Below are 25,381 nucleotides of genomic sequence, written 5' to 3'. Positions count from 1 at the left end.
ATGAGCCACCCCCATCACATTGCCGTACTGCCCGGCGACGGCATCGGCCCGGAAATCATGGCGCAGGCCAATAAGGTCATGGACGCCGTGCGCAGCCGTTTTGGGCTGCGTATCACCACCAGCGAATACGACATCGGCGGTATCGCCATCGATCGCCACGGCACCCCTCTGCCAGAAGCCACACTACGCGGCTGCGAGCAGGCCGATGCGATTCTGTTCGGCTCCGTCGGCGGGCCGCGCTGGGAGCACCTGCCGCCGGCCAGTCAACCGGAACGGGGCGCCCTGCTGCCGCTGCGCAAGCACTTCAAGTTATTCAGCAATCTGAGACCGGCGCGGCTCTACCCAGGGCTGGAGTCCCTGTGCCCACTGCGCACCGATATCGCCACCCGCGGCTTCGACATTCTGTGCGTCCGCGAACTGACCGGCGGTATCTACTTCGGCCAGCCCAAAGGGCGTGAGGGACAGGGCATGCATCAGCGCGCCTTCGACACTGAAGTCTACTACCGCTTTGAGATCGAGCGCATTGCCCGCCTGGCCTTTGAGGCCGCAGCCTCCCGCCGCGCGCGGGTGACCTCCATCGACAAGGCCAATGTATTGCAAAGCTCACTGCTGTGGCGCGAGGTGGTCAGCGAGATAGCGCAGGACTATCCCTTAGTGACGTTGAACCATATGTATATCGACAACGCCACCATGCAGCTGATCAAAGATCCCGCCCAGTTTGACGTGCTGCTGTGCAGCAACCTCTTCGGCGATATTCTCTCCGACGAGTGCGCCATGCTGACCGGCTCCATGGGGATGCTGCCCTCCGCCAGCCTGAATGAGCAGGGATTCGGCCTGTATGAGCCGGCGGGCGGCTCGGCGCCGGACATCGCCGGTCAGAATCTGGCCAACCCGATAGCCCAGATCCTATCGCTGGCGCTGCTGCTGCGCCACAGCCTGTCCGCCGAGACCGCCGCGGCGGCGATTGAGCGCGCCGTCAACCAGGCGCTGACCCAAGGCATTAAGACCGCGGATCTGGCAGCCGGTGCGCCGGCGGTCTCCACCGACGAAATGGGTGACGCCATCGCCCGACTGATTACACAGGAGGCCTGAGCATGGGCAAGACACTGTATCAAAAGCTGTATGACGCCCATATCGTCCATCAGACGCCCGGCGAAACCCCGCTGCTGTATATCGATCGTCACCTGGTGCATGAGGTCACCTCACCGCAGGCCTTCGACGGGCTGCGCGCCCAGAGGCGCCGGGTACGTCGGCCGGAGCATACCTTTGCCACCATGGATCACAATGTCTCCACCCAGAGTCGCGACATCCACGCCTGCGGCGAGATGGCCCGGGTTCAGATGGAAACCCTGATGGCTAACTGCCGTGAGTTCGGCGTCCAGCTGTACGATCTGCACCACCCTCACCAAGGGATCGTCCACGTTATCGGCCCGGAGCAAGGCATGACCCTGCCGGGGAGCACCATCGTCTGCGGCGACTCCCATACCGCCACCCACGGCGCCTTCGGCGCTCTGGCCTTCGGTATCGGCACCTCAGAGGTAGAACATGTGCTGGCGACCCAAACGCTGAAGCAGGACCGCGCCCGTACGATGCAGGTCGTCATCCAGGGGAGATGCGCCGAGGGGATCAGCGCCAAGGACATCGTGCTGGCGGTCATCGGGCACCTCGGCCACGCCGGCGGCACCGGATATGTGGTGGAGTTTTGCGGCCCGGCGGTGGAGGCGCTGTCCATGGAAGGGCGCATGACGCTGTGCAACATGGCTATCGAGCTGGGTGCCAAGGCCGGCCTGATCGCGCCGGACGAGACGACATTCGCCTATCTTCAGGGGAGGCCGTTTGCCCCACAGGGCGCACAGTGGCAGCAGGCCGTCGACCATTGGCGCACTCTGCGCTCTGATGCGGATGCGCGCTACGATCGCACCGTGACCCTGCAGGCCGATGACATTGCCCCTCAGGTCACCTGGGGGACTAACCCCGGCCAGGTTATCGCCATCGATACGCCCATTCCCTCGCCGGCGTCGCTGTCCGACCCCATCGCCCGCGCCTCGGCCCACAAGGCGCTGGCCTATATGGATCTGCAGCCGGGGACGCGCATGAGCGACGTCGCCATCGATCGGGTCTTTATCGGTTCCTGTACCAACTCCCGCATTGAGGATCTGCGGGCCGCCGCCGCCGTCGCCCGCGGGCGCCGGGTCGCGCCGGGCGTGCAGGCCATGGTGGTTCCCGGCTCAGGGCCCGTCAAGGCGCAGGCCGAGGCCGAAGGGCTGGATAAAATCTTTACCGAGGCCGGCTTTGAATGGCGCCTGCCGGGCTGCTCCATGTGCCTGGCGATGAATAATGACCGCCTGGGCAGCGGTGAACGCTGCGCTTCAACCAGCAACCGCAATTTTGAAGGACGCCAGGGGCGCGGCGGGCGTACTCATCTGGTCAGCCCGGCCATGGCCGCCGCCGCCGCCGTCTGCGGCCACTTTGCCGATATTCGTCAGTTTCAGGAGCCTGCCCATGACTGAGTTCACCCGCCATACCGGTATCGTCGTCCCGCTGGACGCCGCCAACGTGGACACCGATGCCATTATTCCCAAGCAGTTTCTGCAGAAGGTGACACGCAGCGGATTTGGCCGCCACCTGTTTCACGACTGGCGCTTTCTGGACGAGGCTGGGGAGCGGCCCAACCCGGCGTTCGTCCTGAATCAACCCCCGTTCCAGCAGGGCAGTATTCTGCTGGCGCGGGAAAACTTTGGCTGTGGTTCATCGCGTGAGCACGCGCCCTGGGCGCTGACCGACTACGGCTTCCGTGTGGTTATCGCCCCCAGCTTTGCCGATATCTTTTACGGCAATGCGTTTAACAGCCAGCTGCTGCCCATTATCCTCGACGAGGCACAGATAGCGGCGCTGTTTACCCTGGTCAGCGCATCGCCCGGCATCGCATTTAGCGTGGACGTAGAGCAGCAGACGCTGCAGGCGGGCGACACGCGCTATACCTTTACGCTGGACCCGTTCCGCCGCCACTGTCTCATCCACGGCCTGGACAGCATTGGCCTGACGCTGCGGCATGCGTCGGCGATCGACGACTACGAAGCGCGTCGACCCGCGTTTCTGCGTTAACGACCGCGGCGGCACGGGCATCACCCGGCCGCCGTTGGGTTAGAAGTCGTAGCTGGCAGAGACGATAACGGTGCGCGGGTTGCCCTGCACCAGATAGTTACTGCCCGGATAACCGCCGACGGACGACCAGTAGCGCTTATCGCTCAGGTTCTCGACCCGCGCGCGCAGCGTCACGTCATGACCGTCGAGCTTCAGCGCATAGCGTGCCCCCAGATCGACGCGTACCCACGCCGGAATAGACAGGGTATTGGCGGCATCCGCATACTGTGAGGCGGTATAGACCGCGCGCCCCTCCAGCGCCAGTCCGTCGATAAACGGCGTCTCCCACCCCAGGTTCAGGTTTGCCTGAACCGCCGGTACGCCTATCGCCCGCTTCCCGTCCTGACCGCCGGGCGAGCTCTTTTGCTGCCGGGCATCCAGCAGCGTTACGCCCCCCAGCATCGTGACGCGCTCATGGGGTTTACCAAACAATGTCAGCTCAATCCCGCGGTTACGCTGTTCGCCATTATCGGTATAGGTGGTACCGTCCAGGCGAAACTCCGGGCGGGTAATCTGGAACAGGCTGACTGATGCCCCAAACATGCCATTGTCATACTTGGCCCCCGCCTCGATCTGCTGGGCGCGGAACGGCGCAAAGACCTGGCCGGCATTGCTTACCGTGACGCCATTGCTGGTTGCCGGCGCCACCCCGCTGGGCAGCAGCGCCTCGGCGTAGTTGGCGAACAGCGCCACCTCCAGAGAGGGCTGATATAGCGCACCGACGAAAGGCGTCAGGGCGTTTTTCCCATAGCGAGCGCTGAGGGCGCCGCTATCATAGTCATAAGAACGGGTTTCCAGACGCTGCCAGCGGCCGCCGAGCGTCAGCTTAATCTTATCCTCCAGCATGCCCAGGGTATCAGCCAGCGCCACACTGTGGCTGCTGTTACGCTCCGTCTCCCGCGCATCGCTGAGCGATCCGCCAAAGAAAGTTGCCTCCGGGCGGGCAACCGACCACATATCATTCAGCGTCCCAAAACCACTGAACGTGGACGACATGGCCCAAGCGTTCTTTGAACGCAGCTGATACGCCGCCGCAGAAAGCGTCAGCGTATGATTGATGCTGCCGGTGATCAGATCGTGACGTACACCGACATCAGCAGACAACACGTTATCCTGCCTGACGTTTTCGAACAGGAAGGCCGAGAGCCCCCCATCGCCATCGGCCGTGGGGTTAGCCAGCAGGTTATGCTCTTTACCCTGCCGCGCCCCCGCCCCCAGCCAGACACGGGTGTTGTCGTTCAGTAAATACTCACCGCGCACGACGCCAAACAGCTGCTTCTCATCGGCATAGGTCCAGTCCTGGGCATAGTTTTTACTGGCCGACGGCGCTGCAGGCAGCGTGGCCCCCCCGGCGTAACGCTGGGGCGCGGCGCATCGATATGGTGATCCTGATAGCCGATGTCCGCCGACAGCTGCAGCCGGTCACGGCGATGATCGAAACCGACGGATAGCGCGCCGAGGCGCTGTTTCTCTCGGGCGACCGCGCTCTTACCATCCCGTCCGACCAGATTAACCCGAACGCCGTTGGCCTCATCGTCACCGAAGCGCCGGGCCACATCCAACGCCGCGTAGCCCTGGCCATCCCCCTGCACACCGCCGGTGACCCGCGTCAACGGTGTATGACCCGCCCGCTTCGGCACCAGGTTCACCATCCCCCCGACGGCGCTGCCGCCGGGCGCCGCGCCGTTCAGGAAGGTATTGGCACCGCGCAGCACTTCAACCCGCTCCAGCATTTCGGCGGCGACAAACTGACGCGGTAAAATCCCGTAGACCCCGTTCAGGGTCATATCATCGGAGTACACCGGGAAACCGCGGATCATATACAGCTCTTGGAAGTTACCGAATCCCTTGGCCACCCGCACGGTGGGATCGTTTTGTAACACATCGGCCACGCTGGCCGCCTGCTGCTGCTCAATCAGCGCCGAGGTGTAGCTGGTCAGGATAAAGGGGGCATCCATAAAATCACTGTTGCCCAGCATGCCCAGCCGCCCGGTGCGCGCGACCTGCCCGCCCTCATAGCTGTCGCCCAGCGCGACCTGCGAGCCGCTGACCGTGATCTCATCCGCCGGGCGGGCGCTCTCCTCCGCCATCGCAGCAGACGTGCAGCCTAGCGAGATTGCGCCCAACAGCCCCACGCCCATGTGGGATAAACGCAGTGATGACATAATTTCCCTTATGTAAATAAAACAAAAATAAAAATGATTTTTACAACCATTACGTAAAAATAAGCCAAAATTCCGTGCTCTCTGCGTGGGTTCGCACCGCGGATCGTACCGCTACGCGACGCGCTGAAGACGACGGCGCGTCAGGCGGCCAGCGATCAGCAGCAGCAGGAAATAGGCGGCCCCGACGATGGCGACCAGCGTCCCGGCTGCCATCGCACGGGGGTACAGTAAGACCTGCCCCAACCAGTCTGCCCACAGCAGCGTCGCGGCCCCCAGCAACGCGGCCAGCCCCATCTGCGCCCTGGCCGTCCGCGCGCCCAGCATCTGCGCCAGGTGCGGCGCCATCAGGCCGACAAAGGCCACCGGGCCTATCGCCGCCGTCGCAATGGCGCACAGCAGCGCCACCAGCACCAACAGCAGCGCCGCGGCCCCAGCGCCGTTCAATCCGCGGGCCTGGGAAAAGGCGCGACCAATGGAGAGCAGCGTCAGGGCGCGCGATACAAACAGCGCCAACAGCAGCAGCAGCGCCGTCAGCGCAGAGAGCAGCAGCGCCTGCGCGGCCGTCACCCGGTAGGTGGAGCCCGCCAGCCACTGCAAAATGCGGTAGCTGTCCTGGCCTCCCTGCGCCAGGCAAAACTGCACCAACGCCTGCAGCAACGCCGTCAGCGCGATACCGCTCAGGATCACACTGGCCGGGGCGTAACGCTGGCGACGCCCCAGCGCCATCAATGCCGCCAGTACCGCCAGGCTGCCCGCCAGGCCGACGCCCCACTGCTGTAAGGCCGTCAGCGTCTGGCCACACCACAGCATCGCCAAGACCAGCGTCAGCGTGGCACCGGAGGAGACGCCCAGCAGATCGGGGCTGGCCAACGGGTTATACATCAGACGCTGTAACAGCACGCCGGCCAGCGCCAACGCCCCGCCGCAGCTCAACGCTGCCAGCGCCCGCGGCCAGCGCAGCGCCCACTGATACGCCTGTGGCCAGGCAAAGGGCCAGCCCGCCGCCTCTGGCTGGTAGGTCAGGTAGCCGAGCAACGCCAACGCAGCAAGCGCCGTCAACGCCACGCTGACCCACGCCGAAACCCGCCCGCGGGCCGATATCAGGGGCGCCCCCAGGCCATCCGGCGCGCTCAGGCGACGCCGACTGAACAGGATCAGCGCCGGTGCGCCGATAGCGGCAGCCACCACGCCGGTCGGCAAGAGCTGCCCCAGCCACAGCGACACCCCCTGCGCCAGCGCATCGGTCAGCAGTAACAGTAGCGCTCCGCCCAGCAGGCTGGCATACAGCTCGCCCCGCGGCGTCCGCACCCCCAGCGCCCGCACGATGTTGGGCGTCAGCAGGCCGATAAAACCGATCAGCCCGACGGCCGTCACCGCCGCAGAGACCAGCCAGATGGTCAGCAGCATCAGCGCAAAAAAGAGCGGAACCAGCGCGACGCCGCGCGCCTGCGCCCCCTGGTGCCCCAGGCGCAGCAGCTCTAGCACCCGCGGGGCGAACAGCAGCAGCAGCAGGGCCGGCGTCAGGCGGGGTAACAGCCAGCGAACCCACCCCCAGTCGCTTTGCGCCAAGTCGCCGCTGCCCCACAGGAAGATATTCTGCGCATAGGGGTGCTGTAGCAGCAGCACCCCCGATGCCAGCGCACCGAGCAGAATGTTAATCACCATGCCGGCGATGACCATCGGCAGGCCGGTCATGTTGTCCAGCCCGGCGATCAGCACGATCAGGGCAAAGGCCAGCAAAGCGCCCCCCATCGCGGCAAGGGCCCCCCACTGCGCCTGCTGCCCAGGCCAGAATGCCGCCAGCAGCACCAATGCCAGCCATGCCCCCGACGAGGTGCCCATCGTCAGCGGCGACATCAGCGCATTCTGGGTCAGCTGCTGCATCACGCTGCCGGCCAGGCCCAGCGTTGCCCCCACCAACAGCGTGATCGCCAGACGCGGTAGCTGCGAGTACAGCCACAGAATGTCATCGAGACTCTGCGCCTGCTGCGGGGCCAGCAAGAGCTGCCATTGCTGCAGCAGCGTCAGCGGCTGCGCCCACTGCAGCGATGCCACGGCCAGCGTCAACAGCAGCAGCGGCGCCGCCAGCCTTACTGCGCCGCTCATTTCTGCGCCGCCAGCGCCATCAGGCTTTCCGCCATCGCCTCTGCGGCATACTGTAACGACATCGCGCCGCCATAGCTCCAGACCGGACGGACGGCGCTCACCCGCTGCCCGCGGACAAACGGCATCGCCTGCCATAGCCGCATCGCATCCAGGCGCGCGGCGTCATGAAAAGGCAAAAAGTAGAGCACGTAGCCTTGGCCGACCCGCTGTAGCCCGGCGATCGGCTGCCGGACAATCCCCCAGCGCGCCGGCGGCGGCGTCAGTGCAGGCGAGATCCCCAGCTGGCGCAGGACATAGACCGGCATCGAGTTAGTGGTATACAGGTAGGTTGAAGTCGTGCTGGCAAAGCGCATCACCGTGACGGCGGGGAGCTGGCCCTGAAACGCCGCGCGCAGCGCCCGTGATAAATGCTGAAAGCGGGCCTGCATCGCGGCCAGCTTCTGCTCCGCGATCGCCTCACGACCAAACGCCTGCGCCAGCTGGCGGAACTGCGCTATCGCCACCGCGGCGTGATCGTCCGCGGCGGAAAAATTGGTGTAATACAGCACCGGCGCAATCTGCATCAGGCGCGGCAGCAGCGCCTGCTGCATTTCGCTGGCGAGGATCACATCGGGTTTCAGCGCCGCGATGCGCTCCAGATTCGGCTCTTCACGGCTGCCGACGCTCTGCGTCTGCGCCGGTATCGGCGGCTGTGCCACCCATTCGCGGTAGCTGTCCAGATCGGTGGCAGCCAGCGGCGTCACCCCCAGCTCAATGGTCTGCTCCAGCAGATCCCAGTCCAGCACCACGGCTCTCGTCGGCACGGCCGGTAGCTGATGAGTACCGCGGCTGTCGCTGACCGTCAGCGCCTGAGCGCTGGGTGAAAACAGGGAGAACAGCAGCGCCAACGGCGCAAAAAATCTAAAAATAAAATTAAAAATCAAGCACATACGATAGCAACTTTATGAGGCGGCGCCCCGGGGGCAGGATGCGGGTGATCCGTCAGGCGGATCGGGGTTTGGTACAGCTCGGACAGGCGCCGCTCGTCGGCCAACGCCGCCGCCGGGCCAGCGAAGGCCACGCGCCCCTGCTTCAGGGCAATCACGTGATCGGCATAGCGCAGCGCCAGATTCAGGTCGTGCAGAATGACCAAGACACCGCGCGGCAGCGCCGATAGCAGCGCCATGAGTTGGTACTGATGCTGGATATCCAGCGCCGAGGTCGGTTCATCAAGGATCAGTAGCGGCGAGGCCTGCGCCAGCAGCATGGCGACCCACGCCCGCTGGCGTTCCCCGCCGGACAGCGTATCCACCAGCGTTTCGGCAAAGGGGGTCACCCCGGTCTCAGCCATCGCCGCGTCGATGAGCTGCCGATCTTCACGGCGCCAGCGCCCCAGCATGCCACGCCATGGAAAACGCCCCAGGCGCACCAGCTCCCTCACGGTCAGCCCGGCGCTGGTGGGCAGCTTCTGCGGTAAAAAGGCCACCCGCCGCGCCAGTGCACCGGCGGAGAGGGATGACAGCGCCTGCCCATCCAGAGCGATCTGGCCGCCGTCGGGGCGCAGCTGGCCGGCCAGCAGGCTGACCAGCGTCGATTTACCGGACCCGTTATGTCCCAGAATTACCGTCAGACGATCCGTTGGGATCGTCAACTGTTCGATAACCAGGACCTCGCGTCCCCCGCGCACAACCTCTAGGTTGGTTAGCGAAAACATGGCATTCCCTTGTGATGAATTAATACCAATTGATAACCTTTTTTATTATCATTTGCATTCTATATTCACCTTTTCCACTTGGCAACTCTGTGTGCCATCCAGGGTTTATCCATGTTTCATTGGTTCGAACGACTGACGGAGCCGTTTCCGTCACAGGATCCCCAAAAGCCGCCGGCGACGCTGTTCGGTTTCTGCCGCCACTACACCCGCGGTTTTGAGCGCCCGCTCTGCGCCATGGCGCTGCTCAGCGCCGCCGTCGCCGTCTGCGAGGTCATACTGTTACGCTACCTGGGCGAGCTGGTCGACCTGCTGAGCCACGCCGAGCGCGCCACCTTCTGGGCCGATCAACGCCCCAGCCTGATAGGCATGACGATTCTGGTGCTGGTGGTCATGCCCTTACTGGCCTGGCTGCACTCAAACCTGCTGCACCAAAGTATTCTGGGAAACTACCCCATGGCCGTCCGTTGGCAGGTGCATCGCTATCTCCTCGGTCAGAGCATCGCGTTTTTTCAGCGTGATTTTGCCGGGCGGGTGGCGGCAAAGGTGATGCAAAGTGCCCAATCGGTGCGCGAAGTGGTGATGAAAATGGTCGATCTGCTGATCTATATTCTGGTGTATCTGCTCTCGGTGCTGGTCATGATCGCCAGCGTCGATGCACTACTGCTGATCCCCTTACTGCTGTGGCTGGCGACCTATACCCTGATTCAGATCCATCTCCTGCCGCGCCTACGGCGCATCGCCAGTGAGCAGGCCAACGCGCAGTCCATGATGAGCGGCACCATCGTGGACACCTATACCCACATCACCACCGTCAAACTGTTTTCCCATGATCAGCGCGAAAGCGACTATGCCCGACACGCCATGCAGCGCTATCTGGCCACGGTATACCGTCAGATGCGCACCCTGACCGGGCTGCTGTTCAGCGTGGATGTCATCAACTATCTGCTGCTGTTTTCCCTGGCGGCACTGTCTATCGCCCTGTGGCAGCAGCAGGCGCGTTATCGCCATCGGCATCAGTCTTGCCCTGCGTCTACAGGGCATGTCCAAGTGGATTATGTGGGAGGTGCGCGCACTGTTTGAAAGCATCGGGCAGGTCATCGACAGCATCCATACCGTCGCCAACGACATCGACGTCGCCGATAAACCGGGGGCTGCGCCGCTGCGCCTGACGCACGGCGAGATTCGCTTCAATACCGTATGCTTTGGTTATCCCGCGGGGCAGATACTGTTCGATAGGCTGGATCTGCACATCCGACCCGGCGAAAAGGTCGCTCTTGTCGGCCGCTCCGGGGCCGGGAAATCCAGTTTAATGCACCTTCTGCTGCGGTTTTATGACCTGCAATCGGGTAGCATTACCCTTGATGCCCAGAATATCGCGGAGGTTACTCAAACCTCTTTGCGCCGTCAGATAGGCATGATCACCCAGGATACCGCCCTGCTGCACCGCTCCATCCGCGAAAACCTGATGTATGGCAATCCGCAGGCCAGCGAGGCGGAGATGATCGCGGCCTGTCGGCGGGCAGAGGCGCATGACTTTATCAGCCAATTGGCGGACGATGTGGGCAATCGCGGTTATGACACCCAGGTCGGCGAGCGCGGGGTCAAGCTGTCCGGTGGACAGCGCCAGCGTATCGCCATCGCCCGGGTCTTGCTCAAGGATGCGCCGATTCTCATCATGGACGAGGCAACCTCTGCACTCGACTCCGAAGCCGAGGCCGCCATTCAGGACAATCTGGCGCAGATGATGGCCGGGAAAACGGTTATCGCCATCGCGCACCGCCTCTCGACCATCGCCGCCATGGATCGCCTTATCGTCATGGACCACGGGCGGATAGTCGCCCAGGGCAGCCACCGGGAACTGCTGCAGCAAAACGGTATCTATGCCCGGCTGTGGGCTCACCAGACCGGCGGCTTTATTGGCAACGACTAATAGGGAAAAGCCGCCCGCCGCAGACCTGCGGCGGGTAAGCACATCACCAATAGCCCAGCCAGTGCCACCACAGGCTGCCGACGCTGAGCCACAGCGCCAGGTTCACCGCGCTTAAGATAAACCCGGTCTTCCACCACTCCCCGAGCGTGACATAGCCGGAGCCAAAGATAATCGGCGCGGTGCCGGTGCCGTAGTGGGTCAGCGACATCATCAGCGAGGAGGAGAAGGCCAGCACCAGCGCAAACAGCGCCGGCGGCACGCCCAGCGCGAGGCCGGCGGCAAAGAAGGCGGCAAACATGGCGGTGATGTGTGCCGTGGTGCTGGCAAAGAAGTAGTGCGCGTAGACATACACCAGCGTCAACAGCAGCATACCGCCGACCCAGTGCATCCCCATGCCATCGATCAGGACACTGACGCTCTGGGAAAGCCAGGCTATCAGCCCCAGCTTGCCGAGGAAGGTCGCCATCATCACCAGCGCGGCGAACCACATCACCGTATCCCACGCCCCTTTGCACTTCAGCAGGTCATCCCAGCTGAGCACCCCGCTGCACAGCAGGATGGCCAGGCCGACAAAGGCTGCCGTGGTGGCATTGACCGACCAGCCATCGCCCAATAGCCAGGCCGGAATATCCGCCCACAACACGAGCAACAGCAGAAATACCGCCAGCGTGATCTTCTCAGCCAGAGAAATCGGCCCCAGCGCCCGCAGACGTTCGCGGGCAAAGCGTGGGGCATCCGGGGTATGGCGGATCTGCGGCGGATAAAGCCAGTAGACCACCAGCGGCATCAGCAACAGCGAGAGTAGCGCCGGCAACAGCGCCGCCAGCGCCCAGGCGCCCCAGGTCAGCTCAAAGTCATGGCCGGTTCCTTTAGCGATGAGGTTTACAATCAATGGGTTGGGTGCCGTTGCCGTGATAAACATCGCCGAGGTGATCGGGTTGATGTTGTAGTTGACCAGCGACAGATAGCGGCCGATTTTCTCCGTCGATCCCGGCTGCGGATACGAACCAAAGCTATCGGCGATCGAGCGCATGATCGGGTGAATAATCCCGCCGCCGCGGGCGGTATTGCTCGGGGTTACCGGCGCCAGAGAGGTCTCCGCCAGCGCCAGGCCATAGGCAATACCCAGCGTGCGTTTGCCGCACAGCGCGATAAACCAGTAGCCGATCCGCTCCCCCAGCCCGGTCTTGTTCAGACTTTGCGAGACCATGATTGAAATGCCGATAAGCCAGATCAACGAATTGGAAAAACCGCTCAGGGCGTCGTTCAGCGCCGCCGCCGGTTTTCCGGGTGCGGTCACCCCGGTCAGGGCCACCAGCGCAATCGCCACCACCGAAACCGCGCCGATGGGCAGCGCTTTACCGATAATGGCGGCAATGGTGCCCACGAACAGCGCCAGAAGCTGCCAGGCATTGGCGCTCACGCCGGCCGGCGCCGGGATAATAAACCAGAGGGTCAGGGTAATCGCCAGCGCAATCAGGGCGGGCAGGGGCTTTAACGGCGTCAGTTTATCCATAGGGTGCCATCCTTTTCTTCTCTTACTCTGTGGGAATCCGCCCACGCCGCGTCGGCCCGGCGCAGGTCGCGCGCGCTGCGCGAACGCCGACGCCGTAGCCGAAGCACCGCGCGGGCGCTATCACATCAACGCCGCCACAGAGTACCCTGTTTTCCCGCCACAACCGACTGAAAACAGAAAAAACCAGCGATCGACGATCGCTGGCCGGTGAAAAGCACCTTTACTCAGAAACACGCTTCGATGTCGGAGAGATACCCTCTTTCCTCTGTCGACAGTATCTGCGTAATATAGGGAAAGAAAAATAGATGCCTTTCAGACAAGAGATCCCCATTTATGGCCACTCCACGCCTGCAGCATCAATTTATCCGCCTGTGGCAACACTGTCAGGGCAACGGCTGTGATACCACGCTAGCCGGGTTGGCCGCAGCGCTAAACTGTTCACGTCGCCATGTACGCACCCTGCTCAACGCCATGCAGCAGCAAGGCTGGTTGAGCTGGAAGGCCGCCAGTGGACGCGGAAAACGCTCGCGCCTCGCCTTTCTCTGCAGCGCCCTTGAGGTGCAGCAGCGGCGCGCCGAAGAGCTGATGGAGCAGGATCACTTTGAGCAGTTGGTGCAGCTGGTCGGCGATCGCGACAGCGCGCGCCAGATGCTGCTGGCGCAGCTGGGGCGTAGCTTCCGCCAGGGGCGCCATATCCTGCGAATCCTCTATTACCGCCCGCTGCTCGGGCTACAGCCCGCCTCGCCGCTACGCCGCTCGGAGACCCATCTGGCCCGACAGATCTTCAGCGGCCTCACCCGCATAAATGAGGAAAACGGGGAACTGGAATCGGATCTGGCCCACCACTGGCAGCCGCTGACCCCGCTGCACTGGCGTTTCTATCTGCGCCCGGCGATCCACTTTCACCACGGGCGCGAGCTGACGATGGCCGACGTGATCGCCTCGCTGGAGCGCCTGCGCACGCTGCCGCTGTTCCGCCATATCGCGCAGGTCGCCTCCCCCACCCCGCACGTCATCGATATCCATCTGCTGGCGGAGGATGCCTGGCTCCCCTGGCTGCTCGGCAGCGTCCCGGCCATGATCCTGCCGCAGGAGTGGCAGGAGATGCGCGACTTTGCCCGTCTCCCCGTCGGCACCGGCCCCTATCAGGTGGTACGCAATACGCAAAGCCAGCTGAAGATCCGCGCCTTTGACGGCTACTTTGGCTACCGGGCGCTGATCGATGAGGTCAATATCTGGGTACTGCCGGAAATCGCCGAGGCGCTGGTTCACGCCGGCGTGCAGCTGCAGGCCGACGGCAGCGGCGGTGACGAGCTGGAGAGTCGCCTGGAGGAGGGCTGCTATTTTATGCTGTTCGACCAGCGCAGCGCACAGATGCGCGATCCGGCGGTGCGCGCCTGGCTGTGTCAGACGATCAACCCCATAGCCCTATTGAACAATGCCAGCCATCTGCACCAGCGCTACTGGTCTCCAGCCTATGGCCTGCTGCCGCGCTGGCACCACAACAAGATGCTCAGCGATCGCCCCAAGCCCCCGCAGCTGACTCACCTGCGTATCACCTTCTACAGCGAGCATTCGGAGTTCCACGCCCTCTATCAGGCGCTACAGCCGCTGCTGGCGGCGCACGGCGTCACGCTGGAAATGCAGGAGATCGAGTATCCCCGCTGGCACGACGGTGCCGCCGAAAGCGATCTGTGGCTGGGCAGCGCCAACTTTTATCTGCCGCTGGAGTTCTCCATTTTTGCCATGCTGTTCGAGCTGCCGCTGCTGAGCCATTGCACCGGGCTGGATCTGTCCAGAGAGGCCCGCCGCTGGCGTGAACAGCGCCTGCCGGTGGCGGAGTGGAGTCAGCAGTTAGTGCAGCGACATCAGTTGCATCCGCTGTTTCATCACTGGCTCAAGCTGCACGGCCAGCACAGCATCCGCGGGGTACGGATGAATACGCTGGGCTGGTTTGATTTCAAATCAGCCTGGTTTGCCCCACCGTAGCCCCCTCCGGCCGCCTCCCGTTAACAAACGTCTTTCTAATCACGCACGCGCTCTTTACAATAAGCACCGTCTCAACGGGGTGCCCGGCGGATCGCCGGGCTGAGAGCATACCCGTCGAACCTGATCCGGTTAATGCCGGCGGAGGGATTTGAGAGAGCCCGCTGCTGCTCAAAGACCTTTGCCACCGCCACCAAGGGAGTGCAAAGTGTTAAAAAAACTGTTTTCCATTCTGGCCCTACTGACGGTCTCGCTGCTGGCGCAGGCGGCCGGCAAGCCTGTCCTGACCGTCTACACCTATGACTCTTTCGCCGCCGACTGGGGACCCGGGCCCAAGATCAAGCAGGCCTTCGAACAATCCTGCCACTGTGAGCTCAGGCTGGTCCCGCTGGAGGACGGCGTCGCTATCCTTAACCGCCTGCGGATGGAGGGGAAAAACAGCCCGGCCGACCTCGTGCTGGGGCTGGATAACAACCTGCTGACCGCCGCCCGGCACAGCGGGCTATTCAGCCCCAGCCAGATAGACACCCGCGGACAGCAGATCCCCGGCGGCTGGCACGACGCCACCTTTGTCCCCTACGACTACGGCTATTTCGCCTTTGTCTATGACCGCCAGCAGGTTAAAAATCCGCCCTCCAGCCTGAAACAGCTGGTTGAGGGCCCGGAAAAGTGGCGCGTCATCTATCAGGACCCGCGCACCAGCACCCCGGGGCTTGGCCTGCTGCTATGGATGCAGAAGGTGTATGGCGATCAGGCGCCGGCCGCCTGGCAGAAGCTGGCGCAAAAAACCGTCACCGTCACCAAAGGGTGGAGCGAGGCCTACGGCCTATTCCTGAAGGGAGAGGCGGATATGGTGCTCAGCTATACCACCTCGCCGGCCTACCACATCATAGAAGAGCATAATGATCGTTATGCCACCGCGATGTTTGACGAAGGTCACTATCTGCAGGTCGAAGTGGCCGGGATACTAAAACACAGCCGTCAGCCAGCGCTGGCGCACCAGTTTATGCAGTTCATTACCACCCCGGCGTTCCAGAATGCCATCCCGACCGGCAACTGGATGTATCCGGCGACAGCGGTACCGCTGCCGCCGGCCTTCGCCGCCCTGCCCAGGCCGCAGAAGACACTCAGCTTTACCGCCGACGACGTCGCACAGCACCGGGCTGAGTGGATCCGCGCATGGCAAAGCGCCCTGAGCCGCTGATCCCCCGCTGGCTATGGCCGGGGCTACTCGCTGCCGCACTACTGCTTAGCATTGCGTTGTTAGCCTTTGGTGCGCTGTACCACAGCGCGCCGTCCGGTGCGCCGGTAGCGATGTGGCAGGATGCTTACCTGTGGCATGTGGTTCGCTTCAGCTTCTGGCAGGCGTTGCTCTCGACGCTGCTGTCGCTGCTGCCAGCCATCGCACTGGCCCTGGCGCTATTCCGCCGCCGCTTTCCCGGGCGGGCGCTGCTGCTGCGCCTGTGCGCCATGACCTTGGTGCTGCCGGTGCTGGTGGCCGTCTTCGGGCTGCTGAGCGTGTATGGCCGTCAGGGATGGCTGGCGCTACTGTGCCAGACGCTGGGCATTGACTACCACTTCAGCCCCTACGGGCTGCAGGGGATCCTGCTGGCCCACGTGTTCTTCAACCTACCGCTGGCCACCCGCCTGCTGCTGCAGGCGCTGGAGTCCATCCCGGTTGAACAGCGCCAGCTCGCCGCCCAGCTGGACATGTCGCCCCACCAGATCCTGCGCTTCGTCGAGTGGCCTTACCTGCGCCGCCAGCTGCCGCCCGCCGGGGCACTGATCTTCATGCTGTGCTTTTCCAGCTTTGCCACGGTGCTCTCGCTGGGAGGCGGTCCCCAGGCCACCACCATCGAACTGGCCATCTATCAGGCGCTCAGCTACGACTATGACCCGGCGCGCGCTGCTCAGCTGGCCCTGCTACAGCTGGGATGCTGCCTGGGGCTGGTGGTGCTCAGCCAACGGCTTTCCGGCATCCTGCCGGTCGGGCACACCCGGCGTATGCGGTGGCGCGACACACGCGACTCGCTGAGGCTGAAACTCAGCGATACGCTGACGATAGGGCTCGCCCTGCTGCTGCTGCTGCCGCCGCTGCTGGCGGTGATCGTCGATGGGCTAAACCAGGCGCTCGGCAGCGTCCTGCGACAGCCGGCCCTGTGGCAGGCGCTGGGAACCTCGCTGTATATCGCACTGGGCGCCGGCGCGCTGACGGTCTCGCTGACTATGATGCTGCTGTGGAGCAGCCGCGAGCTGATCCTGCGTGGCCAGCGCTGGCGGGCGCAGGGAATGGAGCTATGCGGCATGCTGATCCTGGCCATGCCGGGCATCGTGCTGGCGACCGGTTTTTTCCTGCTGCTCAACGCCACGATCGGCCTGCCCACATCGCCAGGGCTGTTAGTGATGGTGACCAACGCGCTGATGGCGATCCCCTACGCGATGAAGGTGCTCGAATACCCCATGCGCGATCTGGCCGAACGCTATGACCCACTGTGTCTGTCGCTACGCATCGGCGGCCTCAATCGCCTGCGCTGGATTGAGCTGCGCGCGTTGCGCCGCCCGCTGGCGCAGGCGCTGGCCTTTGCCTGCGTCCTCTCGCTGGGCGATTTTGGCGTCGTCGCCCTGTTTGGCAGCGAACAGTTCCGCACCCTGCCCTTTTATCTTTATCAACAGCTCGGCGCCTACCGCAGCGCCGACGGCGCGGTCACCGCCCTGCTGCTGCTGCTGTTTTGTCTGACCCTCTTCAGCCTGCTGGAGCGCCTGCCCACCGGGAGAAAATCGCCATGATCCGTCTGGATAATCTGAACTACCGCTATCAACGACAGACGTTGAGCTTCAGCCTGCACGCTGCCGTCGGCGAACGTATCGCCATCCTCGGCCCGAGCGGCGCAGGGAAAAGTACCCTATTGAGCCTCATCGCTGGATTTCTGGCGCCGAGCAGCGGCAATCTGTACCTCAATGGCATCGACTGCCACCGCGCGCCCCCCTCTCAACGCCCGGTATCGATGCTGTTCCAGGAGCATAATCTGTTCGCCCACCTGACCATCGCCCAAAATCTGGGACTGGGGCTGAACCCCGCCCTACGCCTGAACGCTGACCAACGCCGCCAACTGGAAGAGATAGCCGGACAGGTCGGCATACTCGACTACCTGCCGCGCCTGCCCGGCCAGCTCTCCGGCGGCCAGCGTCAGCGGGCCGCGCTGGCGCGCTGCCTGCTGCGTCGTCAGCCAATTTTACTGCTGGATGAGCCCTTCTCTGCCCTGGATCCCGCCCTGCGGGCTGAGATGCTCACGCTGCTGGATGATATCTGCCGCCAGCGGCAGCTGACCCTGCTGATGGTGTCGCACAACCTGGACGATGCGGCGTGCATCGCACCGCGAACCCTGGTGATTGACGATGGGTGTGTCGCATACGACGGTCCGACCGTCGCCCTGCTGGCGGGGTCGGTCGCCGCAGCGCGTCTGTTGGGACGAGAGGTGCTGGGACTGACTGAATAGACCACCCGGCGTTGGACAGAAAACGCCATCCCCGGCACAATAACCCGACGGTGTGCGGCGCTGCGGCTTTCAACACATAGCGGAATGCAGCCCGGGTCATGATCTTGCCACCGCCAGCCCTCTGCTCCGGGAGTCCACCCTGTGAATACGCCGCAACCTGGCTTTATCCTCACCCGTCACTGGCGAGATACGCCACAGGGCGTCTGCGTTACGCTATGGCTGGCCACGGAGCGCGGCCCCCGCTGCATTACCCTGCCGCCGGAGCCGGCGGTGGCCTTTATGAACGCCGCACAGCGTGATGCCGCGCAGCATCTCCTGCGCGGTTTTCCCGACGTCGAGCTGCGACCGGTGACGCTGCGCGATTTCCACCATCAGCCGGTACTGGCGCTATACTGCCGTGGCTACCGTCAGCTTCAGCAGATTGAAAGGCGCCTCAAGGCGCAGGGGATCCCGCTGCTGGAGGCTGATATCCGGCCCGCGGACCGCTACCTGATGGAACGCTTTATCAATGCGCCGCTGTGGTTCTGCAGCGATGCAGGGGGCGCAGAGGCCCGGATTAAACCCCACCCTCACTACCGCCCGACGCTGCGTACGGTGTCGCTGGACATTGAAACCAGCCCCCGGGGAGAGCTCTATTCGATCGGCCTGCATGGCTGCGACCAACGCATCGTCTATATGCTGGGCCCCGCCAACGGCGACGCGCAGGCGCTGGACTTCACCCTGGAGTACGTCGCCAGCCGCGCCGCGCTGCTCGACGCCCTCAACCGCTGGATGGCGTGCCACGATCCCGATGCCATCATCGGCTGGAATCTGGTGCAGTTCGATCTGCAGATCCTGCAGCGCCACGCCGAGCGCGAGGGCGTCCCTCTGTTGCTGGGGCGCGCGGCGACGCCGCTGGAGTGGCGAGAGCACGGCTTTCGCGCCGGCCATTTTTTTGCCAGCGCCCCCGGCAGGTTGATCATCGACGGTATCGAGGCGCTGAAAAGCGCCTTCTGGCACTTTCCCTCCTACAGCCTGGACAGCGTGGCGCAGACCCTGCTGGGCGAAGGCAAGGCGCTGGATGACCCCTACCGGCGCATGGCGGAGATCACCCGGCACTTTCGTCAGGACAAACCGGCGCTGGCACACTATAACCTCAGGGATTGCGAACTGGTGACGCGCATCTTCGCACACACCGCCCTAATGCCGTTCCTGCTGGAGCGGGCCAGCGTTACCGGGCTGGCCCCCGATCGCAGCGGCGGCTCCGTGGCCGCATTCTACCACCTGTATCTGCCGCGCATGCACCGGCTGGGGTATGTCGCCCCCTCCCTGGGCGAGGTGGCGCCACAGGCCAGCCCCGGCGGCTTTGTCATGGCCTCACGCCCGGGGCTGTATGACTCCGTGCTGGTATTAGACTACAAGAGCCTGTATCCGGCGATCATCCGCTCCTTTCTGATCGACCCCGTCGGACTGGCCAGCGGCGGAGAGCAGCCTGATGACGCCCACAGCGTGCCCGGCTTTCTCGGTGCCCGCTTCTCACGCACCCGCCACGCCCTGCCGGAGATTGTGCGCCAGCTGTGGCAGGGACGCGAGGCGGCCAAACGCCTGGACAATGCGCCGCTGGCGCAGGCCCTGAAGATCCTGATGAACGCCTTCTACGGCGTGCTGGGCACCAGCGCCTGTCGCTTCTTCGATCCCCGCCTGGCCTCATCCATTACCCTGCGCGGCCATGAGATCATGCGCCAGACGCGCAGCCTGATCGAAGCACTGGGCTATACGGTGATCTATGGCGACACCGACTCCACCTTTGTCTGGCTGGGTAAGCCGCACGATGAGGCCCAGGCCGAAGCTATTGGCCAGACGCTGGCTGGGCGGGTCAACGCCTGGTGGCGCGAGCACCTGTCACAGCAATATGGTCTAGAGAGCGCGCTGGAGCTGGAGTATGAGTGCCACTATCGCCGTTTTCTGATGCCCACCCTGCGCGGCGCCGATCTCGGCAGCAAAAAGCGCTATGCCGGGCTGTGCGGCGAGCGACTTGTGTTTAAAGGGCTGGAGACGGTGCGCAGCGACTGGACGCCGCTGGCGCAGCGGTTTCAACAGGAACTCTATCGCCGGGTGTTTCTCGGCCAGAGCTACCGCGACGTGATTCGCCGCTACGCCGACGGCCTGCTGGCGGGAGCATTTGACGACCAACTGATCTACCGCAAGCGCCTGCGGCGCCCACTGGCCGAGTATCAGCGCAACGTTCCACCGCACGTCCGCGCCGCGCGCCTGGCCGATGAATACAACCACCAGCTGGAACGCCCTCTGCAGTATCAGAACGGCGGTTGGATAAGCTATATCATCACCCGCAGCGGCCCACAGCCGCTGGAGTGTATCGATGCGCCAGCGGACTATCAGCACTATCTGGAACGCCAGCTGCAGCCGGTCGCCGACGCTATTCTGCCCTTTCTCGGCGATGACTTTGAGACCCTGCTAACCGGTCAACTGGGGCTGTTTTAACGTCGGGGGAATATAAGAATCTTCCCACTCAGGGGGTGACGAATGCATCGCCATCCATTACCATATCGCCCTTTCCCCCATACAACGCCAACCTCACTGCCGACAGGCCGTGATGCGGCTGATTTATGCCCAAATTATGCAGGCGCCCGCTGCGCGGCGGTCGCCACGGAACCTATCCCAATCGGCCCGGGTGACAACACAGCCCATTGAGATAGCCTCCAGACCATTATGTAAACTAGAACAAAGAGTTGAGTCGATAATCTATGCCTTTTACTTTAGGTCAACGCTGGATCAGCGATACGGAAAGCGAACTTGGATTGGGTACCGTGGTGGCGCTGGATGCGCGCATGGTGACACTGCTGTTTCCCGCGACCGGCGAAAACCGTCTGTATGCCCGCAATGACTCCCCCATCACCCGCGTGATGTTTAACCCGGGAGACACCATTACCACCCACGAAGGGTGGCAGCTGTGCGTTGAAGAGGTACAGGAGCATGAGGGTCTGCTGACCTATATCGGCAACCGCTGCGACAACGGTGAAAACTCGGTGGCGGTGCGCGAGGTGCTGCTCGACAGCCGTCTGACCTTCAGTAAACCGCAGGATCGCCTGTTTGCCGGCCAGATCGACCGTATGGACCGTTTCGCCCTGCGCTATCGCGCGCGTAAATACCAGAGCGAGCAGTTCCGTCTGCCCTGCAGCGGCCTGCGCGGCATGCGCGCCAGCCTGATCCCACACCAGCTGCATATCGCCCGCGATGTGGGCCAACGCCACGCGCCACGCGTCCTGCTGGCGGACGAAGTGGGTCTGGGTAAGACCATCGAAGCCGGCATGATTATTCATCAGCAACTGCTCTCCGGCCGCGCCGAACGCGTACTGATCGTGGTACCGGAAACCCTGCAGCACCAGTGGCTGGTCGAAATGCTGCGCCGCTTTAACCTGCGCGTGGCATTGTTCGACGATGAGCGCTATGCGGAGGCCGCCCAGGACAGCAGCAACCCGTTTGAAACCGAACAGCTGGTTATCTGCTCCCTCGACTTCGTCCGCCGCAGCAGGCAGCGTCTGGAGCAACTGGCCGACGCCAGCTGGGATCTGCTGGTGGTCGATGAAGCTCACCATCTGGCCTGGAGCGAACAGGCGCCCAGCCGTGAATACCAGGTCATCGAGCAGCTGGCCGAACAGATCCCCGGGGTGCTGCTGCTGACTGCCACCCCCGAACAGCTGGGTCAGGAGAGCCACTTTGCCCGCCTGCGCCTGCTGGATCCCAACCGTTTTCACGACTACGCACAGTTCGTCGCCGAGCAGCTGCGCTACCGCCCGGTGGCGGACGCCGTTACCCTGCTGTTGAACGACGGTCATCTGCAGCAGGATGAGCTCAATATGCTCTGCGAGATGGTCGCCGAACAGGATATCGAACCGCTGCTGAAAGCGGCCAACACCGACGGCGAGGACAGCCAGCAGGCCCGCGCTGAACTGGTGCGTATGCTGATGGATCGCCACGGCACCAGCCGCGTGCTGTTCCGCAATACCCGTCAGGGGGTTAAAGGCTTTCCGCAGCGTACCCTGCATCAGATCACCCTGCCGCTGCCGGCGCAGTATCAGACAGCGATTAAAGTCTCCGGCATTATGGGCAGCAAGAAGAGCGTCGAGGCACAGGCCAACGATATGCTCTATCCGGAGCGGATCTACCAGGAATTCGAAGGGGAAAACGCCACCTGGTGGAACTTTGACCCGCGCGCCGAATGGCTGCTCGACTTCCTGCTGACCCAGCGTGACGAGAAGGTGCTGGTTATCTGTGCCCAGGCAGCCACTGCCATCCATCTGGAGCAGCTGCTACGCGAGCGTGAAGGGATCCGCGCCGCCGTCTTCCATCAGGGGATGTCGCTGATTGAGCGCGACCGCGCCGCGGCCTACTTTGCCTCGCAGGAAGAGGGTGCTCAGGTACTGCTGTGCTCGGAGATCGGCTCCGAGGGGCGTAACTTCCAGTTTGCCAACCACCTGGTGATGTTCGATCTGCCGTTTAACCCGGATCTGCTGGAGCAGCGCATTGGCCGCCTGGACCGCATCGGCCAGGCGCGCGACATTCAGATCTACGTTCCCTGTCTGGAGGGAACCGCACAATCCGTACTGATCCGCTGGTATCATCAGGGGTTGGACGCCTTTGAGCACACCTGTCCCACCGGCCGGACCATCTATGACCGCTACTATGAAACCCTGCTGGCGTTCCTGGCCAAACCGGCTCAGCTGGATGGCTTTGACGACTTTATCAAAACCTGCCGCACCGACCACGATACGCTGAAAATCCAGCTGGAGAAGGGACGCGATCGCCTGCTGGAGATGCACTCCAACGGCGGTGAGGCGGCTCAGGCGCTGGCCGGGAGCATCGCTGCGCAGGATAACGACGTCAATCTGGTCAACTTTGCGCTGAACCTGTTCGATATCGTCGGTATAAATCAGGAGGATCGCAGCGACAGCCTGATCGTGCTGACCCCGTCGGATCACATGCTGGTGCCTGACTTCCCGGGGCTGCCGCAGGATGGCTGCACCGTCACCTTCGATCGCGAACAGGCGCTGTCGCGCGAAGATGCCCAGTTCATCAGCTGGGAGCACCCGCTGATGCGCAACGGCCTGGACCTGATCCTCTCCGGCGATACCGGCTCCAGCGCGGTTTCTCTGCTGAAGAACAAGGCGCTGCCGGTCGGTACGCTGCTGCTGGAGGCGGTGTACGTGGTCGAGGCCCAGGCACCGAAGCAGCTACAGCTGACCCGCTTCCTGCCGCCGACGCCGGTGCGTATGCTGCTGGACGCCAAGGGGAACGACCTGGCAGCTCAGGTGGAGTTCGAAAGCTTCAACCGCCAGCTCAACGCCGTCAACCGCCATACCGCCAGCAAGCTGGTCAACGCGGTACAGCCCAACGTACACGCCATGCTGCAGTCTGGAGAGGCGCTGATAGCAGACCAGGCGCAGGCGCTGATCGACGCTGCCAAGCGTGAGGCCGATGAAGCGCTGAGCGCCGAGCTGGCACGTCTGGAGTCGCTCAGGGCGGTAAACCCCAATATCCGTGACGATGAGCTGGAGACCCTGGAGTTCACCCGCCGTAAGGTCTTGGAGACGCTGGACCAGGCCGGCTGGCGTCTGGATGCCCTGCGCCTCATTGTGGTGTCGCACCAGTAATGGGACGACGCACTCCCGCAGGCGGCGCACTCCCGCCCAGCGCCACTCCGGCGCTGGAGCACTATGATCCGCCGCGCGAGCCCTGGCTGCACATACTGTACCAGGACGCACATATCATAGTGGTTAATAAGCCCAGCGGACTGCTGTCGGTGCCAGGGCGTCTGCCCGAGCATCAGGACAGCATCATTACCCGTATTCAGGCACAGTTTCCTGACGCCGAATCGGTACACCGTCTGGATATGGCCACCAGCGGGGTACTGGTGGTCGCGCTGACCAAGGACGCCGAGCGGGAGCTCAAGCGCCAGTTTCGCGAGCGTGAGCCGAAAAAGAACTACGTCGCCCGGGTCTGGGGACACCCACCGCAGGACCAGGGGGTGATCGACCTGCCGCTGATCTGTGACTGGCCCAACCGCCCCAAACAGAAGGTCTGCTTTGAACAGGGCAAACCGGCGCAAACGGAGTACCAGGTGCTGGCGCACGACGCCGACGGTACCGCCCGGGTTCTGCTAACGCCGATCACCGGCCGCTCGCATCAGCTGCGCGTCCATCTGCTGGCCCTCGGCCATCCGATCCTTGGCGACGGCTTCTATGCACCGCCGCAGGCGCTGGCGTTAGCCTCCCGCCTGCTGCTGCACGCCCAGGAGCTACGCATCGTGCATCCGGCCTTCACCACCCCGATGCACTTCCGCTGCGAGGCGGACTTTTAGCCGTATCCAGAAACATACGGCCCGCTTTCGCGGGCCGTATCATCGTGAGCTAACAGCAAACGCGGCGTCTTATACGCTACTTGAATCCCTTTTCTTTCTTAATCAGATCGTACGCAGCCTGGATCTCCTGCGCCTTCTGCTTGGCCAGCTCCATCATCTCCGGCGGCAGCCCTTTAGCCACCAGCTTATCGGGGTGATGCTCGCTCATCAGCTTACGATACGCACGCTTGATCGTGGTCGCATCGGCGCTCGACGCCACCCCCAGCACCTTACAGGCATCCTCCAGCGTCGGCCCCTGGGGCGGCGTATAGAATCCCCCCTGCTGTCCTCCCGCCTGATGGTAGCCGCCGCCAAACTGGCGCCCGCCCTCCATCATGCCCAGAAACTGATCGAACTGCGCATGTGAAAAACCCAGCTCTTCGGCGATCACATACAGCACCGCCCGCTCATTCGGGTGCAGCTGCCCATCGGCGAACGCCGCCTGCAGCTGGATCTCCAAAAAGATACGGATCAGATCGATACGGCCAAAGCAGACGCTGCGCAGTTCGCGCAGGCGCTCCCGCAGCGGGTAGCCGGGCTCCTTGCCCTCGCGGAAAGCCTGCTGCGCCATCAGCCTGGCATCGCCATGCAGATTCAGGCGATCCATAAACATGGAGGCAACCTGAATATCGGCCTCTGTCACCCGCCCCTTCGACTTTGTCAGATGTCCCATAACCTGAAAGGTGGTGCGGAAAAACAGCCCCTGGCGCTGCTGCTGATTGGCAAAATAGCCCTGACGCTTAATCGCGCGCGACTTATCAAACATATGACCAATCAAAAAACCCAGAACAACACCCCAGAAACCGATCCCGGACATCAGCCCCAGCAACACCCCTACGAATTTACCCCAATAGCGCATATCGTCCTCAATTCATCATGTCGTGGGACATAATTTGCTTTATCATACCTGTCATTTATTCTGACACCTAATGGCAGCGACGCTGAGC

The 25,381-nt window shown here is 63.2% G+C and carries 19 protein-coding genes and 1 riboswitch; of the genes, 12 read left to right on the top strand and 7 right to left on the bottom strand.

Annotated elements, in window-relative coordinates; genetic code table 11:
• The 3 genes from leuB to leuD are packed head-to-tail and all read left to right on the top strand — an operon-like array spanning window position 1 to window position 3,105.
• Entirely contained in the window at window positions 1–1,092 is a 1,092-nt protein-coding gene (leuB, locus tag EIEH_RS12125; RefSeq protein WP_015870133.1) for a 3-isopropylmalate dehydrogenase, read from the top strand.
• 2 nt (window positions 1,093–1,094) lie between these two features.
• On the top strand, window positions 1,095–2,510 hold the full coding sequence (leuC, locus tag EIEH_RS12120; protein ID WP_015870132.1) for a 3-isopropylmalate dehydratase large subunit: 1,416 nt from the start codon (window positions 1,095–1,097) through the stop codon (window positions 2,508–2,510).
• Entirely contained in the window at window positions 2,503–3,105 is a 603-nt protein-coding gene (gene leuD, locus EIEH_RS12115; RefSeq protein ID WP_015870131.1) for a 3-isopropylmalate dehydratase small subunit, read from the top strand. The genes leuC and leuD overlap by 8 nt, the downstream gene beginning before the upstream one ends.
• Before the next feature lie 39 nt (window positions 3,106–3,144).
• Here the strand turns inward: leuD and EIEH_RS19740 are convergent, their stop codons facing one another.
• From EIEH_RS19740 to EIEH_RS12095, 5 genes are all read right to left on the bottom strand, one after another.
• Entirely contained in the window at window positions 3,145–4,416 is a 1,272-nt protein-coding gene (locus EIEH_RS19740; RefSeq protein ID WP_338107195.1) for a TonB-dependent receptor, read from the bottom strand.
• Window positions 4,383–5,309 carry a TonB-dependent receptor plug domain-containing protein gene (locus EIEH_RS19735; RefSeq protein WP_239642632.1) on the bottom strand — a complete coding sequence of 309 codons (927 nt, stop codon included), beginning with the start codon at window positions 5,307–5,309 and terminating at the stop codon, window positions 4,383–4,385. The genes EIEH_RS19740 and EIEH_RS19735 overlap by 34 nt, the downstream gene beginning before the upstream one ends.
• Window positions 5,310–5,420: 111 nt before the next feature.
• The gene (fhuB, locus tag EIEH_RS12105) at window positions 5,421–7,415 is read right to left on the bottom strand and encodes a Fe(3+)-hydroxamate ABC transporter permease FhuB (RefSeq protein WP_015870129.1); all 1,995 of its coding nucleotides are present in this window, start codon (window positions 7,413–7,415) and stop codon (window positions 5,421–5,423) included.
• Window positions 7,412–8,344: an iron-siderophore ABC transporter substrate-binding protein gene (locus EIEH_RS12100; protein ID WP_015870128.1), complete on the bottom strand. Its 933-nt coding sequence runs from the start codon at window positions 8,342–8,344 to the stop codon at window positions 7,412–7,414. The genes fhuB and EIEH_RS12100 overlap by 4 nt, the downstream gene beginning before the upstream one ends.
• Window positions 8,335–9,108 (bottom strand): ABC transporter ATP-binding protein, encoded by a 774-nt coding sequence (locus EIEH_RS12095; RefSeq protein WP_015870127.1) that lies wholly within the window; start codon window positions 9,106–9,108, stop codon window positions 8,335–8,337. Before EIEH_RS12095 ends, EIEH_RS12100 begins: the two co-directional genes overlap by 10 nt.
• A gap of 111 nt (window positions 9,109–9,219) precedes the next feature.
• On the opposite strand from EIEH_RS12095, the gene EIEH_RS19970 reads away from it, so the two are divergent.
• The gene (locus EIEH_RS19970; protein ID WP_015870126.1) at window positions 9,220–10,188 is read left to right on the top strand and encodes an ABC transporter transmembrane domain-containing protein; all 969 of its coding nucleotides are present in this window, start codon (window positions 9,220–9,222) and stop codon (window positions 10,186–10,188) included.
• On the top strand, window positions 10,148–11,038 hold the full coding sequence (locus EIEH_RS19965) for an ABC transporter ATP-binding protein (RefSeq protein ID WP_269751116.1): 891 nt from the start codon (window positions 10,148–10,150) through the stop codon (window positions 11,036–11,038). Before EIEH_RS19970 ends, EIEH_RS19965 begins: the two co-directional genes overlap by 41 nt.
• Before the next feature lie 43 nt (window positions 11,039–11,081).
• Here EIEH_RS19965 and EIEH_RS12085 read toward each other — a convergent pair whose 3' ends face one another.
• Complete coding sequence (locus tag EIEH_RS12085; protein WP_015870124.1) at window positions 11,082–12,554, bottom strand: DASS family sodium-coupled anion symporter; 1,473 nt, start codon at window positions 12,552–12,554, stop codon at window positions 11,082–11,084.
• Window positions 12,555–12,887: 333 nt separating this feature from the next.
• Here EIEH_RS12085 and sgrR point away from each other — a divergent pair, with 333 nt between their 5' ends.
• From sgrR to rluA, 7 genes are all read left to right on the top strand, one after another.
• On the top strand, window positions 12,888–14,543 hold the full coding sequence (gene sgrR, locus EIEH_RS12080) for an HTH-type transcriptional regulator SgrR (RefSeq protein ID WP_015870122.1): 1,656 nt from the start codon (window positions 12,888–12,890) through the stop codon (window positions 14,541–14,543).
• Window positions 14,544–14,608: 65 nt separating this feature from the next.
• A riboswitch (TPP riboswitch) is annotated at window positions 14,609–14,708 on the top strand.
• Between the two features lie 40 nt (window positions 14,709–14,748).
• Window positions 14,749–15,744: a thiamine ABC transporter substrate binding subunit gene (thiB, locus tag EIEH_RS12075; RefSeq protein WP_015870121.1), complete on the top strand. Its 996-nt coding sequence runs from the start codon at window positions 14,749–14,751 to the stop codon at window positions 15,742–15,744.
• A complete protein-coding gene (thiP, locus tag EIEH_RS12070; protein WP_015870120.1) occupies window positions 15,720–17,327 on the top strand; it encodes a thiamine/thiamine pyrophosphate ABC transporter permease ThiP in 1,608 nt (535 codons plus the stop codon). Before thiB ends, thiP begins: the two co-directional genes overlap by 25 nt.
• On the top strand, window positions 17,324–18,037 hold the full coding sequence (thiQ, locus tag EIEH_RS12065) for a thiamine ABC transporter ATP-binding protein ThiQ (protein WP_015870119.1): 714 nt from the start codon (window positions 17,324–17,326) through the stop codon (window positions 18,035–18,037). Before thiP ends, thiQ begins: the two co-directional genes overlap by 4 nt.
• 141 nt (window positions 18,038–18,178) lie before the next feature.
• Window positions 18,179–20,518, top strand: coding sequence for a DNA polymerase II (locus tag EIEH_RS12060; RefSeq protein WP_015870118.1), 2,340 nt, complete (start codon window positions 18,179–18,181; stop codon window positions 20,516–20,518).
• Window positions 20,519–20,781: 263 nt separating this feature from the next.
• Window positions 20,782–23,688, top strand: a complete 2,907-nt coding sequence (rapA, locus tag EIEH_RS12055; protein WP_035609697.1) for an RNA polymerase-associated protein RapA — start codon at window positions 20,782–20,784, stop codon at window positions 23,686–23,688.
• Window positions 23,688–24,395: a bifunctional tRNA pseudouridine(32) synthase/23S rRNA pseudouridine(746) synthase RluA gene (rluA, locus tag EIEH_RS12050; RefSeq protein WP_015870116.1), complete on the top strand. Its 708-nt coding sequence runs from the start codon at window positions 23,688–23,690 to the stop codon at window positions 24,393–24,395. The genes rapA and rluA overlap by 1 nt, the downstream gene beginning before the upstream one ends.
• 76 nt (window positions 24,396–24,471) lie before the next feature.
• Here the strand turns inward: rluA and djlA are convergent, their stop codons facing one another.
• Window positions 24,472–25,293, bottom strand: a complete 822-nt coding sequence (djlA, locus tag EIEH_RS12045; protein WP_015870115.1) for a co-chaperone DjlA — start codon at window positions 25,291–25,293, stop codon at window positions 24,472–24,474.
• Window positions 25,294–25,381: the final 88 nt, after the last annotated feature.

It is taken from the genome of Edwardsiella ictaluri ATCC 33202, assembly GCF_000264785.1.
Taxonomy (GTDB): Bacteria; Pseudomonadota; Gammaproteobacteria; order Enterobacterales; family Enterobacteriaceae; genus Edwardsiella; species Edwardsiella ictaluri.
The sequence above is the reverse complement of the archived record's forward strand: the minus strand, read 5'-3'. Positions and strand labels throughout refer to the sequence as shown.